This window comes from Metabacillus indicus LMG 22858 (assembly GCF_000708755.2).
Lineage (GTDB): Bacteria > Bacillota > Bacilli > Bacillales > Bacillaceae > Bacillus_P > Bacillus_P indicus.
The window spans coordinates 1,375,711-1,393,165 of sequence record NZ_JGVU02000002.1 but is presented as its reverse complement, the minus strand read 5'-3'; the positions used below and the strand labels follow the sequence as shown (position 1 = coordinate 1,393,165).

The window sequence follows — 17,455 nt, the reverse complement described above, 5'->3', positions numbered from 1 at the left end:
TTGCATAACGGAAAAGGTGAGAAATAATGAAAGTAGATTTGTTTGATTTTGATTTGCCTGAAGAATTGATCGCGCAGGTTCCGCTGCTCGAGCGGGACGCGTCAAGACTGATGGTGCTTGATAAAGAATCCGGATCGGTGGAACATGGCAAGTTTAAGTCGATTATTGATTATTTTCATGAAGGCGACTGTCTTGTTTTAAACAATACACGTGTTCTGCCTGCAAGACTCATTGGCGAGAAAAAAGATACAGGCGCCAAAATTGAACTGCTCTTGTTAAAACAGGAACAGGGAGATGTATGGGAAGTTCTTGCAAAGCCTGCCAAACGCGTGAAAGTCGGAACTGAAATCGTATTTGGCGACGGCATTTTGCGTGCGGTCTGCACAGGAGAGGCTGATCACGGAGGCAGAATGCTTGAATTCAAGTACGAGGGTATTTTTTATGAGGCGCTTGACTCTCTCGGTAAAATGCCATTGCCGCCGTACATTAAAGAACAGCTTGATGATCAGGAACGTTATCAGACGGTATTCTCAAGAGAGGTCGGGTCTGCTGCAGCCCCTACGGCCGGTCTTCATTTTACCGAAGAGATTCTTGAAGCTCTGAAAGAAAAAGGAGTCCATCTTGCGTTTATTACGCTGCATGTCGGCCTCGGTACATTCCGTCCGGTTAGTGCTGACGTTGTGGAAGAGCACGAAATGCATGCCGAGTTCTATCAGATGAGCGCAGGCACTGCCCAGCTGCTAAATCAGGTCAGGGAAAAAGGCGGCCGGATCATCTCTGTCGGAACGACGTCGACCCGCACTCTTGAAACAATCGCGTCGGCAAATAACGGTACATTTAAGGAAGACAGCGGCTGGACCAGCATTTTCATTTATCCCGGCTATGAATTCAAGGCAATCGACGGCATGGTGACCAATTTCCACTTGCCGAAGTCATCCCTGATTATGCTCGTCAGCGCTCTTGCAACAAGAGAGCACGTCATGCATGCCTACGAAACGGCTGTTAAGGAAAAATACCGCTTCTTCAGCTTTGGCGATGCCATGCTGATCATCTAGAAATACTGCCTTGAAGGAGGAAAAAAGGTGTCATATCCACCAATTCGCTATGAATTAATTAAAACGTGCAAGCAGACAGGAGCTAGGCTCGGACGGGTCCATACACCGCACGGGTCATTTGAAACGCCTGTTTTTATGCCGGTGGGAACGCTTGCGACGGTTAAAACGATGTCTCCGGAAGAGCTTGTTCAAATGGGAGCAGGCATTATTTTAAGCAATACGTATCATTTATGGCTTCGTCCAGGAAATGAAATTGTCAAAGAAGCGGGCGGCCTTCATAAGTTTATGAACTGGGACCGCGCCATTTTGACAGATTCAGGCGGTTTCCAGGTCTTCAGTTTAAGTGAATTCCGAAAGATCGAAGAAGAGGGCGTCCACTTCAGAAACCATCTGAATGGAGACAAGCTTTTCCTGTCTCCTGAAAAGGCGATGCAGATCCAAAATGACCTGGGATCAGATATAATGATGGCATTTGATGAATGCCCTCCGTTCCCGGCTGAGTATGATTACATGAAAAAATCTGTTGAGCGGACAAGCAGATGGGCAGAGCGCTGTCTGACTGCACATGAACGTCCAAACGATCAGGGTCTTTTCGGAATCGTTCAGGGCGGAGAATATGAGGAGCTCAGAAAACAGAGCGCAAGAGACCTGATTTCGATGGATTTCCCTGGTTACGCAGTCGGAGGGCTGTCAGTCGGAGAGCCGAAAGATGTGATGAACCGCGTGCTTGAGTTTACAACACCGCTATTGCCTTCTGATAAGCCGCGCTATTTGATGGGCGTAGGTTCGCCTGATTCACTGATTGACGGGGCGGTAAGAGGCATTGATATGTTTGACTGTGTGCTTCCTACACGCATTGCGCGCAATGGAACCCTTATGACAAGCAAAGGCCGCCTGGTCGTCAAAAACGCAGCATTTGCCCGTGACTACGGTCCGATTGACGAGAATTGCGATTGCTATACATGCCGCAATTACAGCCGCGCCTATATCCGCCATCTCATGAAATGTGATGAAACATTCGGCATCCGATTAACTTCTTACCATAACCTTCATTTTCTGTTAAACTTAATGGAGCAGGTGAGACAGGCAATCCGCGAAGACCGCCTCGGGGATTTCAGAGATGAATTCTTCGAGCAGTACGGGTTTAATAAACCAAACGCGAAAAACTTCTAGTTAGTTCGGCTGCCTGCTATGCAGGCGGCTTCATAGATACGGTGTCTGCACTGCAGATGAGAGACTTGAAAGGGGTGAAAAAAATGGAACTATTGACTACAGTTGGACCGCTGATACTGATGTTTGCGATTTTTTACTTTTTGCTGATTCGTCCTCAGCAGAAGCAGCAGAAAAAAGTGCGTGAAATGCAGGACAGTCTGTCTAAAGGCGACAAAGTCGTTACAATCGGCGGAATGCATGGCATCGTTGATTCAATCGATGAAGAGAAAGTTGTCATCAAAGCAGGAGACGGATCCCGTCTGACATTTGACCGCCGCGCAGTCCGCGACGTTGTTGAACAAAAAGGCATCTCAATGGAAAAAGCCTAATACATACGGCAAAAAGAAAAGAAGCGCCCGCGGGCGCTTCTTTTTTTATGCCTATTTGGAACCTGACAAGTTGACTCCCATCACGCCGCCAAGCATGGCGATCGCAAGAAATCCCCCGTGGTACATCGTCTGCTCCATTGTAAACGTCTTGCCGTAGCCCAAAAACTGAAAGAAAAAAATGATCAGCGTGTAAAGAAGCGCTGTTGTGCCTCCAACGAGCCATCCCCGTTCTTTCCCTTTTCCGCCCGCTATAAATCCTCCTATAAAGACAGCCAGAAATGAGAGGCCTAAAATAACCCACTTAATGGAATCCTCTGTTAATGAAGTGAATTTAAGCAGCAGAGAAAATAATAAGCTTACAGCCAGCGCTGCGATTAAAATACTTGATAAGCCATACATGATGGCTTTTCCCCATCTGCGTGTATTCATTTTAATCTCCCCCTCTGTTCCTTAGCTTGTTTTCGCTCGTCTTACTACCATCCTATTCACATGAAGCAAAAATAGAATCGAAATTGTTCTACATGAAAAAGGTTTATCCGTTCAAAATAAAGGTATCGATGCAGCAAGGAGGACTTTAAAAATGGAAGTGCATTTCATTATCATCGGACGCACCATTTTCCTGTACGTGCTCATTCTGATTATTTTCAGACTGATGGGCAAACGGGAGATCGGGGAACTCAGTATATTGGATCTTGTGGTCTTTCTAATGATTGCAGAAATGGCGGTCATGGCGATAGAAGACACGAATGATCCGCTGATACATACCATCATTCCAATGTTTCTTCTTCTCGGCATTCAAATCAGCCTTGCCTACTTTTCGCTGAAAAATCAAAAGGTGCGTGCATGGATCGACGGCAAGCCGACCATCATCATTGACAGAGGGAAAATCAATGAGCATGCCATGAAAACCCAGCGCTATAATTTCGATGACCTCATGACCCAGCTTAGAGAAAAGGACGTGAATGATATAAGCGAGGTTGATTTTGCCATTCTTGAACCGTCCGGCAAGCTCTCTGTAATAAAAAAAGAGAATGGCAGCGAGCATCAGGAGCTGCAGCTGCCGCTTATTGTGGACGGACTGATTCAGGAGGAAAACCTGTACCGGATCGGAAAAACGAACTTATGGCTGAGACAGCAGCTGAGAAAGCTCGGGTACTTTGATGTGAAGAATATCTCACTTTGCACCCACAACAAACAAACTTTTTTTATAGATCTGATTGATGACAAGTAGGCATTACCGCGGCACAAATTTTGAAAGATGACCGCCGATAAACGGCAGTCTGCCGACATCGTCTTTCATTACAAGCCTGAAGGCAACAAGCAGGATGCAGTATACCGAAAAAGTGAAGCAAACCGATAAAATCAGGTTCATTCCCAAACCGAGCGGCAGAATCTTGAAAAAGAAATAGCCTGCAATGCCGGATAAGATCATCGTTAAAAAGCATCTGATATATTCACTCACTTTAATGGTCAGGGAAATCACTTTCATCACTGTTGCCAAATGAAGAAGCGTGACAAGCATGATGCCTGCCACAATGGCAAGCGCTGCTCCCATAATGCCGAGAGACGGTCTTGTCGCCAGCAGAAAGATCAGGGCGGTTTTCACCGCAGAGCCGACGAAGCTGTTGATCATGGCCGCCTTTGCCAGGTTAAGCGCCTGCAGGACTGCCTGGAGAGGACCCTGGAAATAGTAAAAGATAAAAAACGGGGCCATGACCTGAACAAAAATAGCGGCATGGCTGCTCCCGTACATAGCTTTCATGAGCGGTTCTGCATAGATGTACAGAATGACGACGGCAAATCCTCCGGTTACTAGAGAGAGCCTGAAGGCCTGCTGGAGCCTGTGCTGAACGACGTGCAGCTTTTTTTTGGCCATTGCTTCGCTTATCGCGGGAACTAAAGCCGTTGAGAGAGAATACGTAATAAATGACGGGAGCATCAAAAGGGGCAGGGCATATCCTGTCAGCTCTCCGTACTGCTTTGTTGCCATTGTGGCGGTAAATCCTGCAATGGCAAGGCTCTGCGCCACAACGATCGGCTCGAAAAACCAGGCAATCGAACCGATCATGCGGCTTCCTGTAGTCGGAAGGGCGATGCTCATTAAGTTCTGAAAGGTTGTTTTCCCTTCTTTCAGGGAAGTGAAAAACTTGCGGCGTACCCGGAACTTCTTTTTCATTTTAAACATGGAGAACATATACAAGAGGGAAATGAGCTCTCCTGCCACAGCAGATGCCATCGCCCCTGCAGCAGCATATTCAATTCCGTAAGGCAAAAAGGTTTTCGTGCAGACGGCAATTAAAGAAATCCGCACAACCTGCTCAAGCACTTGTGAAATCGCAGCCGGCCGCATATTCTGCTTGCCCTGAAAATATCCTCTGAGGACAGAAGATACTGCAATGATCGGGACAACCGGTGTAATGGCAAGCAGCGGGTAGAGCGTTCTAGGATCGGTCAGCAGCGAATTTGATAAATACGGGGCCAGAAAAAGGATGGCCGGCGTAAATAAAAGGCTTAAAGTGCCTGTAACTGCAAGAGAAACAATCAGGATTTTTTTTATTTTCCTCTGATTTCCTTCCGCTTCTGCTTCTGCCACAAGCTTGGAAATGGCCACTGGCAGGCCAAACTGAGTAATGGTGATGATCAGCACAAGTGTCGGCATAGCCATCATATAAAGTCCGACGCCTTCTTCTCCTATAAATCGGGCGACTACAATCCGGTTCATAAATCCTAGAACACGCGTAATCAGGCCGGCGGCTATTAAAATGAGCGTCCCCTGTAAAAATGTTTGCTTTGACATCACGTTCCCCGCCTTCTCAAATAGCATCTAATCATATACAATTAACTATATGCGCTATGATTGGCCAAGCATGACAAGATGTTCGCGCATGGCCGCTGTAAAAATCCCGATCACGCATACATAATGAATGGAGGAGCGTGCCATGACCCAAAAGGATGAAATTGAAAAATACCGCCATCACGTGAAACCGGCTCTTGTCAGCAAAGCAGAAGAGTTTAAAATTCTTGACTACGGTGATGTGACAGAATCAGAGATATGGAACTACCTGAGAAATAAAAAGTGGAAAAAGAAGACCGAGCTGATGGTTCACGAAATGGTGGCTGATATTATGGCTGTAAAACCAAGCGAATTCATGACGTTTGCAACGATCGAGTCGTTTAAATCGGGCAGCTGGTTTGACAGTGAAGAAGGCAGACAACTAGGCACGGCAAAAGAATAATACATATTGAACGGTTTTTTTCTAAGGAGGATGCAACATGGTTAAAAAGGGACGCATCATTGTTTTTTTCTTACTCGTCCTTTGCGTAGGAAGCTTAATTGGTGCTTTTGGAAACAAGGCAACAGGGAACATACTCCTTGGTCTTGATCTGCAGGGAGGCTTTGAAATCCTGTATGACGTAGAGCCTGCTAATGACGGGGATAAAATAGACCGGAGCGCGCTTGTCAGTACGGTCAATGCCCTCCAAAAAAGAGCGAATGTTCTGGGTGTAAGCGAGCCTAACATTCAAATTGAAGGCGAAAACCGGATCCGGGTGCAGCTTGCGGGTGTAAAGGATCAGAATCAGGCGAGGGAGATTCTGTCGACACAGGCTGAGCTGACGTTCCGTGACGTGAATGACAAGGTGATGATGAATGGATCTGACCTTGTAGAGGGAGCGTCTAAACAGACGTTTGACCCCGATACACAGGAGCCGATTGTAGCTGTAAAGCTGAAAGACGCTGATAAATTCAAGAAAGTCACAGAACAAATATCTGCGATGGCCCCTGAAAATCAGCTTGTTATCTGGCTTGATTATGCTGAAGGGGATTCCTATAAAGAGGAAGTATCAAAAGAGTCGCCGAAGTTCATTTCAAATCCGAACGTCAATAAAGTATTTGATACGACAGATGTAACGATTACCGGGCAATTTTCTGTTGAAGAGGCAAAAGACCTTGCCAACCTTCTTAATGCGGGATCACTGCCGGTTAAACTGGTTGAAACCTACTCGACTTCAGTAGGGGCACAGTTCGGAGAAGAAGCGCTTCAGACAACGGTTCTTGCAGGCATCATTGGAATCGGGTTTATTTTCCTGTTCATGATGTATTTCTACCGTTTGCCGGGGATTATCGCAGTAGTCACTCTTTCAACCTATCTGTTTTTTGTCCTGCAGGTATTTGACTGGATGAATGCTGTTCTAACACTGCCGGGTATTGCGGCTTTAATACTTGGGGTAGGTATGGCTGTTGATGCCAACATCATTACATATGAACGGATAAAAGAAGAAATCAAACTCGGAAAATCAATCCGGTCAGCCTACAGAGCGGGCAGCAGAAGATCGTTTGCGACAATCTTCGATGCCAACATTACGACGATGCTTGCAGGCGGTGTGCTGTTCTTCTTCGGAACAAGTGCTGTCAAGGGCTTCGCAACAAGTCTTATTCTCAGTATCTTAATGAGTTTCCTGACGTCCGTTTTCCTGAGCAGACTGCTGCTTGGATTGTTGGTGGAAAGCAGATGGCTTGATAAAAAACCAGGATATTTCGGCGTGAACAAAAAAGATATTATCGATCTGAGCAAATCAACAGAAGATGTGGATGCTCCGACTAAATTTGATAAAGTCGATTTTGTTAAGCACCGCAAAAAATTCTTTGCTGCTTCAGGCATCCTGCTTGCAGCGGGTCTTGTCCTGCTGATCATCTTCAGGCTGAACCTTGGCATCGATTTTTCAAGCGGTACCCGCATTGAAATCGGAGCCGATAAGACACTGACAGCCGAGGAAGTAGAGAAAGATCTTGAAACACTTGATCTGGAAGCAAAAGATATCGTGTTTGCAGGCAGTCAGAATCAGACGGCGGTTGCGAGGTTCGTAGGCGTGCTTGATAAAGGGGAAATTGCTGAAGTTAAAGACTTCTTTAATGAAAAGTACGGCAAAGAACCGAGCATCAGCACGGTATCTCCTGAAGTAGGAAAAGAACTGGCGAGAAACGCGATGTACGGCGTGCTTATCGCCTCTTTGGGAATCATTATCTATGTATCCTTGAGATTCGAATACAAAATGGCCGTGGCTGCTGTTCTTGCCCTGCTGTATGATGCCTTCTTTATCATTGCAGTTTTCAGCATTACAAGGCTTGAAGTGGACATCACGTTTATCGCGGCTGTACTCACGATCGTGGGGTATTCCATTAACGATACAATTGTTACATTTGACCGGATCAGAGAGCTTTATAAGAAAACCAAGGTTAAAACATACGATGATTTGAAAAGCATTGTAAACCGAAGCCTTCAGCAGACGTTTACGCGATCCGTCAACACGGTCCTGACCGTTGTTTTCTGTGTCATCGCATTACTTGTTTTCGGAAGCGATTCAATCCGGAACTTCTCCATTGCTCTTCTGATCGGCTTGATTTCAGGAACCTATTCGTCCCTGTTCATCGCATCACAGCTGTGGATGATGTGGAAGTGGAGAGAGATCCAAAAGAAAAGCAAAGCGAAAAAAGTACAGGATCAGGAAGAACCGATTGTTTAACGGGAACCGCGGAAACTATTCCGCGGTTTTTGTTTTATGCGGCAGCTTCAGAAAAGGCCCCAAATAGCATCAATGCGGCTCCTGCTCATACACTAATTATGGGGTGATATAAATGCCAAGGGTGAAATACACAAGTGCAGACGTTGATTTAGTGGCGAGAATGATGAGAGCAGAAGCAGAGGGGGAAGGAAAGCAGGGAATGCTGTATGTAGGCAATGTCATTGTCAACCGGGCGGTGGCGGATTGTCTGGATTTTAAAGATGTCAGAACGATCAGGCAGGTCATTTACCAGGTTCAGGGCGGTAATTATTCGTTTGAAGCGGTTCAAAAAGGCAATCTCTTTTACAACAGAGCAAGATCCTCCGAACAGAAGCTTGCCAGAAGAACTTTGGAATCCTGGAGAGATCATCCGGCGAAATATGCTCTGTGGTATTTCAATCCATATGCGCCATGCCCGCCGACGTGGTACGGCCAGCCTCATTCCGGGCAATTCAAAAAACATTGTTATTATGAACCTAAAGCAGGAACATGTGCGAGTGTTTACTAAAGCTTACAGCAGTTATTGATGCTGAAGCTGCAAGTTTCAGAAGGCTCCCCCTTACCCGATGAACACATTCATGCTTTCCATACAAAAGGACATCATAGTAGAATGGGAAAATGATTCTCTATGCCCCCATGTTTTGCGGTTTGGAAAATCCGGGTATAAAAGAGAATCGAAAGAAAGGGGGAGTACAGGATGAAAAGACAGTGGAGTTTTCTTTTTGCCATCCTATTTGCACTTATTGTAGCGGTTTTTGCAGTCATCAACGTGGATTCGGTTGAAGTGGATTATCTGTTCGGAGAAGCCAGATGGCCTCTGATTCTGATTATTTTAGGCTCTGTTCTGCTTGGCGGCCTGATGATTGCTTCTGCCGGACTGACCAGAATTTTTTCCCTGCAGCGGAGAGTGAAGGCTCTTGAAAAAGAGAATGCCGAGCTGCTGAGTGAAAATGAAAAGCTCAAAATGGAACACATTCCAGATGAAACAAAAAGCAGTTCTCATGGCGCAAAACAAATTGGCCAGACATCTGATGAGATGTAGAGCTGTTCATAAACCTTAGGGAAAACGGCAGGCTTGTTCGCTATTATGGCGGATGGGCCTGTTTTTTTGTGCAGAACGCCGTAACAAATTAAGTGGTAAAATCGTACCCGGCAAAGCAGGAAAACAGGAGTTGTAGGGTAAGCAAAGGAGCGAATCGTACCCAGCAAAGCCGAAAACCAGGTGGTGGAGGGTAAGCAAAGCACTGAATTCTACCCAGCAAAGCCGAAAAACAGGAACCGAAGGGTAAGCAAATAAAAAAACTCCCTTCCTCTTTCACGGCAAAGCTGCATCCTTCATTAGAATCCAATCACGGCACCTGGCATTTATATTCGTTTGTCACCCCATGCCGCCTCTAGTATAATAGGGTGGTTGAGGGGTGATTTTTTTGCTGAAAGCAAAGAACAGATGGGATGTTCACGAACACCATCCCGAAAAAATGAACGAATTGATGAGTACATTGAATCTTACGCCTCTGGTAGCTTCACTTTTGCTTAACCGGGGAATTGAATCGGCTGATGCGGCCGATCAGTTTCTTCACATAGAAAAGCACGGCTTTCACGATCCATTTACACTGCTCGGCATGGATAAAGCTGTGCAGCGTATTCACAGCGCCATTGAGCATGGGGAAAAAATTCTGATTTTCGGAGATTATGACGCGGACGGCGTAAGCTCGACGGTCGTCATGCTTGAGACGCTTCATTCACTTGGAGCCAATGCCGATTTTTATATTCCAAACCGGTTCACCGAGGGCTACGGTCCGAATGAACCTGCTTTCCGCAAAGCCCGTGAAAATGGCTACGGGCTGATTATTACGGTAGATACAGGAATTTCTGCTGTTAACGAAGCGGCTTTTGCAAAAGAGCTTGGAGTCGATCTGATTATTACCGATCATCACGAACCAGGGCCGGTACTTCCGGATGCGTATGCCATCATCCATCCGAAGCAGCCTGGCTGCACGTATGCATTTAAGGAGCTTGCTGGTGTAGGGGTTGCTTTTAAGCTTGCCCATGCGCTTTCAGGAACTGTTCCGGAACACCTGCTTGAGATAGCAGCCATCGGTACAATTGCTGACCTTGTGCCCCTTCACGGGGAAAACCGTCTTATTGCAAGATTGGGTATCCAGCAGATGAATCGGACAGAACGGACAGGATTAAAGGCACTTCTAAAAGCAGCAGGGGCTGACGGGAAAGAAGTCAATGAGGAGACCATCGGTTTTGCGGTCGGACCCCGCATCAATGCAGTCGGACGCCTTGAAACAGCAGATCCCGCTGTCCGCCTCCTGATGTCTGCGGACAGTGAGGAAGCGGCAGAGCTTGCCGTTTACATCGACGGCTTAAACAAAGAGAGACAGAAAATTGTTTCGCAGATTACAGACGAAGCGATCGAACAGGTTGAGACCCTGTACCCAGCAGATCAGCATTCTGTGCTTGTTCTTGCGAAAGAGGGCTGGAATCCGGGTGTCGTAGGAATTGTAGCGTCAAGAATAGTGGAAAAATACTACAGACCGACCATTATTCTGTGCATTGATCCTGAAAAAGGAACGGCAAAAGGTTCTGCCCGAAGCATCGCAGGGTTTGATCTGTTTGCCAATCTTTCAGAATGCCGTGATATTCTACCGCACTTTGGCGGTCACCCAATGGCAGCAGGCATGACGCTTGAGCTCCAGCATGTCGATCAGCTGAGAGACAGATTGAATAATCTTGCCTCCGCTACGCTGAAAGAAGAGGATTTTATTCCGATAAAAACCATTGATGCCGCATGCAGTCTTGCTGACGTTTCTGTGGAGTCGATTGAGAAAATAGCGAAGCTCGCCCCGTTTGGCATGGGAAATCCAAAACCGCTGTTTTTGCTGGAGTCTGTACAAGTGGGGTCCATGAGAAAAATCGGTTCTGACCAGACCCACTTAAAGCTTGCGGTGGAGCAGGATCAAAAGCAGCTTGACTGCATCGGGTTCGGGTTCGGGCATTTGCATGATCACATGGCGCCGCTCGCAAAAGTGTCACTTGTCGGGGAATTGTCCATAAATGAATGGAACAATTTCAGAAAACCGCAGCTGATGATTCAGGATCTTGCTGTAAATGAGTGGCAGCTGTTTGATGCAAGAGGATCGCGTGATTTGAATAAAACGCTAGATAAGATGAAGGATAAAGAAAACGTTTATGTTGTTTTTCAAAAAGAGACATTGTCTATGCTGAAGGATTCTGGACAGGATATCGTCTATCTCGAAGATGAGGGTTCGGCTGAAAAAATCCAAGGCAAGTACATCACCTTTGTTGATACTCCAACATCTATCGAACGTCTTGACGCTCTCTTTGAGAACGTGTTTCCTGAACGCATCTATGCGGTTTTTCATCAGCATACCGATCATTTTTTTGCTACCATCCCGACAAGAGACCACTTTAAATGGTACTATGGCTTCCTGAAGCAAAAAGAAAATTTCGACTTGAAAAAGCACGCAGAAGCCCTTGCACGCCACAAAGGATGGTCAAGTGAAACAATCAATTTCATGTCACAGGTGTTTTTTGACTTAGAATTTGCTACAATAGACAATGGCATTATTTCTGTCAATCATCAGCCGCCTAAAAGAGACCTCTCCGAATCTTCATCGTATTCTGCCAAACTCAGTCAGCTGGAGCTTGAGAATACGCTGCTGTATTCGTCGTACCAGGACTTGAAGAAGTGGTTTGATGATCGGATGAAACAATCGAAGGCGCTTGTCAATGCATGAGGAGGACAAACTTAATATGGATTTAAAGAAATACGTGACAGTCGTTCCGGATTACCCGAAGCCGGGAATCCAGTTTAAAGATATTACAACGTTGATGGACAATGGTGATGCATACCGCTATGCAACAGATCAAATTGTTGACTATGCACGCAAACAAAACGTTGATATAATTGTAGGACCGGAAGCACGCGGATTTATTATCGGATGTCCGGTTGCTTATTCTCTTGGAGTAGGTTTTGCACCAGTCCGCAAAGAAGGCAAGCTTCCGCGCGAAGTAGTCCGTGTTGAATACGGACTTGAGTACGGAAAAGACGTACTGACTATGCACAAGGATGCAATCAAGCCGGGTCAGCGAGTACTCATCACAGATGATCTTCTTGCTACAGGCGGCACAATCGAAGCTACGATCCAATTGGTTGAGGAGCTTGGCGGAGTTGTTGCAGGGATTGCTTTCCTGATTGAGCTCAGCTATCTTGACGGTCGCAGCAAGCTCGATAAATACGATATCTTAACATTAATGACGTTTTAATCACATAGAAAAAAGCACTCGGGAATGGGTGCTTTTTCTCTTATTTAACTGCAGGCAAAGTACCGGCCAAAAGCTTGGCACAGAAAAGACGGTCTCCCTCTTTACATCTTCTGTGTTTTTATTGATAATAGGTACAATAAAGTTCTCATTGTAAAGGTGATTCCATGGCTAATGAACAAGTACTGACTGCCGAGCAGGTCATAGAAAAGGCGAAGCGCTATTTAACCGGAGAAGACCTCGTCTTTATCCAGAAAGCCTATGATTATGCAGAAGAGGCGCATCGTGAACAATACCGGAAATCGGGTGAACCATATATCATTCATCCAATACAGGTCGCAGGGATACTGGTTGACCTGGACATGGATCCGTCAACAATCGCGGGTGGATTTTTACATGATGTCGTAGAAGATACAGATGTAACACTTGATGACTTGAAACAAACATTTAATGATGAAGTCGCCATGCTCGTGGATGGAGTGACAAAGCTCGGAAAAATTAAATATAAATCACACGAAGAACAGCAGGCTGAAAATCATCGTAAAATGTTTGTCGCAATGGCACAGGACATTCGTGTGATCTTGATTAAACTCGCCGACCGCCTCCACAACATGCGCACACTGAAGCATCTGCCGCAGGAAAAGCAGCGCAGGATCTCAAATGAAACACTGGAAATTTTTGCGCCGCTCGCTCATCGTCTGGGGATTTCAAAAATTAAGTGGGAGCTTGAAGACACGGCTCTGCGCTATTTGAATCCGCAGCAGTACTACAGGATTGTCAATCTGATGAAGAAAAAGCGGGCAGAACGCGAGGCCTACTTGGACGAAGTCATTGATGAAGTGAAAAACCGCGTTGGGGAAGTCAACATTAAGGCGGATTTTTCGGGACGTCCGAAACACATTTACAGCATTTACCGCAAAATGGCCCTGCAGAACAAGCAGTTTAATGAAATTTATGATTTATTAGCCGTCAGAATCATCGTAAACAGCATTAAAGACTGCTATGCCGTTCTTGGAATTATCCATACGTGCTGGAAGCCGATGCCCGGCAGATTTAAGGATTATATTGCCATGCCGAAGGCAAATATGTATCAGTCCCTTCATACGACTGTCATGGGTCCAAAAGGCGATCCTCTTGAAGTGCAGATCCGCACAAAGGATATGCACACGATTGCAGAATACGGGATTGCTGCACACTGGGCGTATAAAGAAGGCAAAGAGACAGAGGAGCAATCTACACTTGAGCAGAAGCTGACCTGGTTCCGTGAAATTCTGGAGTTTCAGGATGATACGACAAATGCCGAGGAGTTTATGGAATCTCTTAAAATCGATCTGTTCTCTGATATGGTGTTCATTTTTACGCCAAAAGGTGATGTTATTGAAATGCCTTCAGGCTCAGTGCCGATCGATTTTGCCTACCGCATTCACTCAGAAATAGGCAATAAAACAATTGGGGCAAAAGTGAACGGAAAGATTGTAACCCTTGATTATAAACTCAAAACAGGCGATATTATCGAGATTATGACGTCCAAGCATTCATATGGCCCAAGCCAGGACTGGCTCAAGCTTGCTCAGACGTCACAGGCTAAAAATAAAATCCGCCAGTTTTTCAAAAAGCAGCGCCGCGAAGAGAACGTTGATAAGGGAAAAGAAATGGTTGAAAAAGAGATTAAAAATCTCGACTTTGAACTGAAGGACATCCTGACAACGGAGAATCTTAAGCGCGTTTCTGAGAAATTCAATTTCTCAAATGAGGAAGATATGTATGCTGCTGTTGGATACAACGGCATTACTGCAGCCCAGGTAGCGAACAGACTGACGGAAAAGCTCCGCAAAAAGCGGGATATGGAACAGGAAAAAGATATCTCAGAGGTTATTTCCGAGGTGCGTCCATATCCGTCCAAAAAGCGGGACAGCGGGGTAAGAGTCAAAGGAATTGACAACCTTCTGATCCGTCTTTCCAAGTGCTGCAACCCGGTTCCGGGTGACGAAATTGTCGGCTTCATCACGAAGGGCCGGGGAGTTTCCGTTCACAGGGATGATTGTCCGAATGTACACACGGACGAGGCACAGGCACGTTTAATTCCGGTCGAATGGGAAACACAGCTTGATGCACGGAAAGAGTACAACGTGGAAATCGAAATACTCGGCTACGACAGAAGAGGCCTGTTGAACGAGGTGCTCCAGGCTGTCAACGAAACGAAAACAAACATTTCATCTGTTGCAGGAAAGTCTGACCGCAACAAAGTGGCGACGATCAATATGGCGATTGCCATCTCCAATATCAGCCACCTTCATAAAGTGGTTGAGAGAATCAAGCAGATCTCAGATATCTATTCTGTAAGAAGAATCATGAACTAGAAAGGGTTCGTTCGGTTTGAAAATTGTTTTACAGCGTGCTAAAGATGCAGAAGTGAAAGTCAAAAATGAAACAGTGGGAAAAATTGGACAGGGGTTTATGCTTCTTGTCGGCGTCACACACGACGATGATGAGCAGGATGCAGATTACCTTGCAGAAAAAGTAGCCAATCTCAGAGTGTTTGAAGATGACGATGATAAAATGAATCTTTCTTTGCTTGACGTTGGCGGAGAGGTCCTGTCGATTTCGCAGTTTACGCTTTACGGTGACTGCAGAAAAGGGAGAAGGCCGAACTTTATGGCTGCAGCAAAACCCGATCACGCACAGCCGCTCTATGATTATTTCAACCAGAAGCTGCGCGACAAGGGCATCAGCGTTCAAACCGGAGAGTTTGGCGCCATGATGGACGTGGCATTTACAAATGTCGGTCCGGTCACGCTAATATTAGAATCAAAAAGCTGAACGCCGGGGAGACCCGGCATTTTATTTGCTAATAAAAAAAACACCACCCAGGACGCCTGGGTGGTGTTTTGCTGTTATTTGAAGTACTGGGCCAATCCGTAATAGATGCCCTGTGCAACCCGTTCCTGGTAGGAGCCTGAGCTGACTGTGAGTTCTTCAGCGCTGTTGCTCACATAGCCAAGTTCAAGCAGGACTGCCGGCTGTCTGTTTTCACGGATGACGTGATAGTCTCCGAATTTGGTGCCGCGGTCTTTAAGCCGGGCCTGCTTCAGCAGTTCATCATGAACGGGAGAGGCAAGAGGCTTGTCTTTTGATGAGCTGTAATAATAAGTTGTCATTCCGTGTACGCTCCGGTTTTCGATGCTGTCAAAATGAAGGCTGATGAATGCATCTGCATCCCGGTAGTGAGCGGTGCTGACCCGTGAGCTGAGGCTGATGTAGCTGTCGCTGCTGCGTGTCAGATGAACATCGGCACCTGATGCTTTCAGTTTATCGTACACAAGTTTTGCAGTAGACATTGTTAAATCTTTCTCAAGGGTACCCCTCGTTCCGATAGCCCCGCCATCACGTCCGCCGTGACCCGGGTCAAGAACGACTGTTTTGTTTTTCAGATAAGACGTTACATCTCCGCCAGGCCTTGATACGGAGCTTCCTGATGAAGACACCACCCAGCCTGCTACATATCCTGTTGTGCTGCCGGAAAGCTGGATTTTGTACCAGTCGCCAACTTTACTGACAACAGTAAATTGCTCGCCTGCATTTGCCCGTCTTACAATTTTTTCATTTGTGGATGGTCCTTTGCGGATGTTTGTGCCGTTTTGCAGAATGCTGACTTTTGATGTGCCGCTTTTGTTCTCTTCCGTTTTTCCCTTTGACGAGAGGGAAACGTAGGAGCTTGAAACCCATCCTTTTTTACTGCCTGAATATTGAATATGAAGCCAGCTGTTTGCTGATTCAAGAATGGTGACCTGTGTGTTTTTTGCAACAGACCCGATCACTTTTCCGTTCAGGCTCCCGCTGCTTCTGACATTCAGGGAGCTTGCCGTAACTTTTCCTGTCTGTCCGGTTTTTTCTGTCTGTTTTTCTGTTTCAGTTGAAATGAAATCGCTATGTACCCATCCTCTTTGGCCATTAAAACGGATTTCCAGCCACTCGCCATCATTTCCCGTTATCGAAACAGATGCATGTTTCTTCAGGCTTCCAATAGTAGAAGCTGAGGTGGATGGTTTATTCCGCACGTTGAGTGAGGTGGCCTTTACCTTGCCTGATTTTGTTCCTGATGGAGACGGGGAAGCTGTTTGTGTTTTCTTGCTGATGGTGACAAACTGGCTTGAAACCCAGCCGCGCTTTCCATTAAAGGAAATTTCAACCCAATTGGCGTTTTGCTGAACGAATGATGCTTTTTTTCCTTTGTCGAAGGTGCCGGTCACTTGAAAGCTTGTCCCGGGGCCGCTTCTGATTCTGAGATCCTCAGCATTCGATGTGACCGTGCCGTCTGAATTGCTTTCTTTTGAAGCTGCGGATTTATTCTGAAGGGTAACAAGCCATGAGGCAACCCATCCTTTGTTTCCGCCTGATAATTGCAGTTCATACCAGCCTTTGCTCTCGTCCGTAATGCTGTAGACAGTCCCTTTTTTTACACTTGCGATGACCGGATAGCTTAAACCCGGACCGCTCCTGATGTTGAGGCCGTCCGCTGCGATTACAGCTTTTTGCGGCTCAGCTGACGCAGTTCCCGGCATCATTGGCAGCTGGCTGAAAAGCAGCAGTGCACAAATGACGGGATATAGAATTTTTCGAAACAATGACCGGTCCTCCTTTTTTTGATTAACCTTATAAAGATTCTTTTATTATATCGGATATCCCTTGTGACATTTGATATATTTTTTCGCTAAACAGGAAAGACTAGAGAAAAGACAGTTGCTGTAAAGGAGAAAAAAATGAGGCACAGTGAAAAAAGCGAAGGATCGCATTATAATAATCTTGATATTTTCGGAGTGAATTCACGGGAACTGACGAAGGATCAGCATTCCAACCTGTATGAACTTGCTGGAGAGTACGGAATGAACGCAAAAGAAGCAAAGAAATTGAAAAAACGGGTAAATCGCTCTTGACACAAGTCACGGAACATTCGTATGATAGTATATAAATCTTAACTGGAATTACATAATCAGAACCGAT

16 protein-coding genes and 1 other annotated feature (1 of these 17 cut by a window edge) are annotated in these 17,455 nt (G+C 45.9%); of the genes, 13 read left to right on the top strand and 3 right to left on the bottom strand.

Translation table 11 applies throughout. The features are described 5' to 3' along the window. The first annotated feature begins 26 nt into the window (after window positions 1-26). The 3 genes from queA to yajC all read left to right on the top strand — a co-directional run bounded on the left by queA (window position 27) and on the right by yajC (window position 2,596). Entirely contained in the window at window positions 27-1,055 is a 1,029-nt protein-coding gene (gene queA, locus AZ46_RS10445) for a tRNA preQ1(34) S-adenosylmethionine ribosyltransferase-isomerase QueA (RefSeq protein ID WP_029279416.1), read from the top strand. Between the two features lie 27 nt (window positions 1,056-1,082). After that, a complete protein-coding gene (gene tgt, locus AZ46_RS10440) occupies window positions 1,083-2,228 on the top strand; it encodes a tRNA guanosine(34) transglycosylase Tgt (protein WP_029279418.1) in 1,146 nt (381 codons plus the stop codon). A gap of 83 nt (window positions 2,229-2,311) precedes the next feature. After that, window positions 2,312-2,596: a preprotein translocase subunit YajC gene (gene yajC, locus AZ46_RS10435; RefSeq protein ID WP_029279419.1), complete on the top strand. Its 285-nt coding sequence runs from the start codon at window positions 2,312-2,314 to the stop codon at window positions 2,594-2,596. Between the two features lie 51 nt (window positions 2,597-2,647). Here the strand turns inward: yajC and AZ46_RS10430 are convergent, their stop codons facing one another. Then, window positions 2,648-3,025 (bottom strand): TIGR04086 family membrane protein, encoded by a 378-nt coding sequence (locus AZ46_RS10430; protein ID WP_029279421.1) that lies wholly within the window; start codon window positions 3,023-3,025, stop codon window positions 2,648-2,650. 151 nt (window positions 3,026-3,176) lie between these two features. Here AZ46_RS10430 and AZ46_RS10425 point away from each other — a divergent pair, with 151 nt between their 5' ends. After that, on the top strand, window positions 3,177-3,827 hold the full coding sequence (locus tag AZ46_RS10425; RefSeq protein WP_029279423.1) for a DUF421 domain-containing protein: 651 nt from the start codon (window positions 3,177-3,179) through the stop codon (window positions 3,825-3,827). A 3-nt stretch (window positions 3,828-3,830) separates the two neighbouring features. On the opposite strand, the gene spoVB is transcribed toward AZ46_RS10425, so the two are convergent. After that, on the bottom strand, window positions 3,831-5,393 hold the full coding sequence (spoVB, locus tag AZ46_RS10420) for a stage V sporulation protein B (RefSeq protein WP_029279424.1): 1,563 nt from the start codon (window positions 5,391-5,393) through the stop codon (window positions 3,831-3,833). 142 nt (window positions 5,394-5,535) lie between these two features. Between spoVB and AZ46_RS10415 the strand changes: the two genes are divergently transcribed. The 8 genes from AZ46_RS10415 to dtd all read left to right on the top strand — a co-directional run bounded on the left by AZ46_RS10415 (window position 5,536) and on the right by dtd (window position 15,274). Next, window positions 5,536-5,832, top strand: a complete 297-nt coding sequence (locus tag AZ46_RS10415; RefSeq protein WP_029279425.1) for a post-transcriptional regulator — start codon at window positions 5,536-5,538, stop codon at window positions 5,830-5,832. Between the two features lie 37 nt (window positions 5,833-5,869). Then, window positions 5,870-8,119 (top strand): protein translocase subunit SecDF, encoded by a 2,250-nt coding sequence (gene secDF / locus AZ46_RS10410; protein WP_029279426.1) that lies wholly within the window; start codon window positions 5,870-5,872, stop codon window positions 8,117-8,119. 112 nt (window positions 8,120-8,231) lie between these two features. Continuing rightward, window positions 8,232-8,666 (top strand): cell wall hydrolase, encoded by a 435-nt coding sequence (locus AZ46_RS10405; protein ID WP_029279428.1) that lies wholly within the window; start codon window positions 8,232-8,234, stop codon window positions 8,664-8,666. 189 nt (window positions 8,667-8,855) lie between these two features. After that, window positions 8,856-9,200 (top strand): LapA family protein, encoded by a 345-nt coding sequence (locus tag AZ46_RS10400; RefSeq protein WP_051827303.1) that lies wholly within the window; start codon window positions 8,856-8,858, stop codon window positions 9,198-9,200. 385 nt (window positions 9,201-9,585) lie between these two features. Next, on the top strand, window positions 9,586-11,928 hold the full coding sequence (gene recJ, locus AZ46_RS10395; protein ID WP_029279432.1) for a single-stranded-DNA-specific exonuclease RecJ: 2,343 nt from the start codon (window positions 9,586-9,588) through the stop codon (window positions 11,926-11,928). Window positions 11,929-11,944: 16 nt separating this feature from the next. Next, window positions 11,945-12,457: an adenine phosphoribosyltransferase gene (locus tag AZ46_RS10390; RefSeq protein ID WP_029279434.1), complete on the top strand. Its 513-nt coding sequence runs from the start codon at window positions 11,945-11,947 to the stop codon at window positions 12,455-12,457. A 164-nt stretch (window positions 12,458-12,621) separates the two neighbouring features. Further along, window positions 12,622-14,814 (top strand): RelA/SpoT family protein, encoded by a 2,193-nt coding sequence (locus AZ46_RS10385; RefSeq protein ID WP_029279436.1) that lies wholly within the window; start codon window positions 12,622-12,624, stop codon window positions 14,812-14,814. 16 nt (window positions 14,815-14,830) lie between these two features. Then, window positions 14,831-15,274 (top strand): D-aminoacyl-tRNA deacylase, encoded by a 444-nt coding sequence (dtd, locus tag AZ46_RS10380; RefSeq protein ID WP_029279438.1) that lies wholly within the window; start codon window positions 14,831-14,833, stop codon window positions 15,272-15,274. A gap of 74 nt (window positions 15,275-15,348) precedes the next feature. Here the strand turns inward: dtd and AZ46_RS10375 are convergent, their stop codons facing one another. Then, on the bottom strand, window positions 15,349-17,079 hold the full coding sequence (locus AZ46_RS10375) for an SH3 domain-containing protein (protein ID WP_029279440.1): 1,731 nt from the start codon (window positions 17,077-17,079) through the stop codon (window positions 15,349-15,351). Between the two features lie 135 nt (window positions 17,080-17,214). Here AZ46_RS10375 and AZ46_RS21940 point away from each other — a divergent pair, with 135 nt between their 5' ends. Further along, on the top strand, window positions 17,215-17,388 hold the full coding sequence (locus AZ46_RS21940) for a hypothetical protein (protein WP_158001641.1): 174 nt from the start codon (window positions 17,215-17,217) through the stop codon (window positions 17,386-17,388). A gap of 56 nt (window positions 17,389-17,444) precedes the next feature. After that, window positions 17,445-17,455: a binding site (T-box leader), on the top strand (it continues 223 nt past the right edge of the window).

What these genes read in the sequence shown, in the direction of transcription:
- AZ46_RS10425 (WP_029279423.1), top strand. Translation starts at nt 3,177, where the DNA reads ATGGAAGTGCATTTCATTATCATCGGACGCACCATTTTCCTGTACGTG.
- AZ46_RS10405 (WP_029279428.1), top strand. Translation starts at nt 8,232, where the DNA reads ATGCCAAGGGTGAAATACACAAGTGCAGACGTTGATTTAGTGGCGAGA.
- yajC (WP_029279419.1), top strand. Translation starts at nt 2,312, where the DNA reads ATGGAACTATTGACTACAGTTGGACCGCTGATACTGATGTTTGCGATT.
- AZ46_RS10430 (WP_029279421.1), bottom strand. Translation starts at nt 3,025, where the DNA reads ATGAATACACGCAGATGGGGAAAAGCCATCATGTATGGCTTATCAAGT.
- AZ46_RS21940 (WP_158001641.1), top strand. Translation starts at nt 17,215, where the DNA reads ATGAGGCACAGTGAAAAAAGCGAAGGATCGCATTATAATAATCTTGAT.
- queA (WP_029279416.1), top strand. Translation starts at nt 27, where the DNA reads ATGAAAGTAGATTTGTTTGATTTTGATTTGCCTGAAGAATTGATCGCG.
- AZ46_RS10400 (WP_051827303.1), top strand. Translation starts at nt 8,856, where the DNA reads ATGAAAAGACAGTGGAGTTTTCTTTTTGCCATCCTATTTGCACTTATT.
- AZ46_RS10390 (WP_029279434.1), top strand. Translation starts at nt 11,945, where the DNA reads ATGGATTTAAAGAAATACGTGACAGTCGTTCCGGATTACCCGAAGCCG.
- secDF (WP_029279426.1), top strand. Translation starts at nt 5,870, where the DNA reads ATGGTTAAAAAGGGACGCATCATTGTTTTTTTCTTACTCGTCCTTTGC.
- spoVB (WP_029279424.1), bottom strand. Translation starts at nt 5,393, where the DNA reads ATGTCAAAGCAAACATTTTTACAGGGGACGCTCATTTTAATAGCCGCC.
- AZ46_RS10385 (WP_029279436.1), top strand. Translation starts at nt 12,622, where the DNA reads ATGGCTAATGAACAAGTACTGACTGCCGAGCAGGTCATAGAAAAGGCG.
- AZ46_RS10415 (WP_029279425.1), top strand. Translation starts at nt 5,536, where the DNA reads ATGACCCAAAAGGATGAAATTGAAAAATACCGCCATCACGTGAAACCG.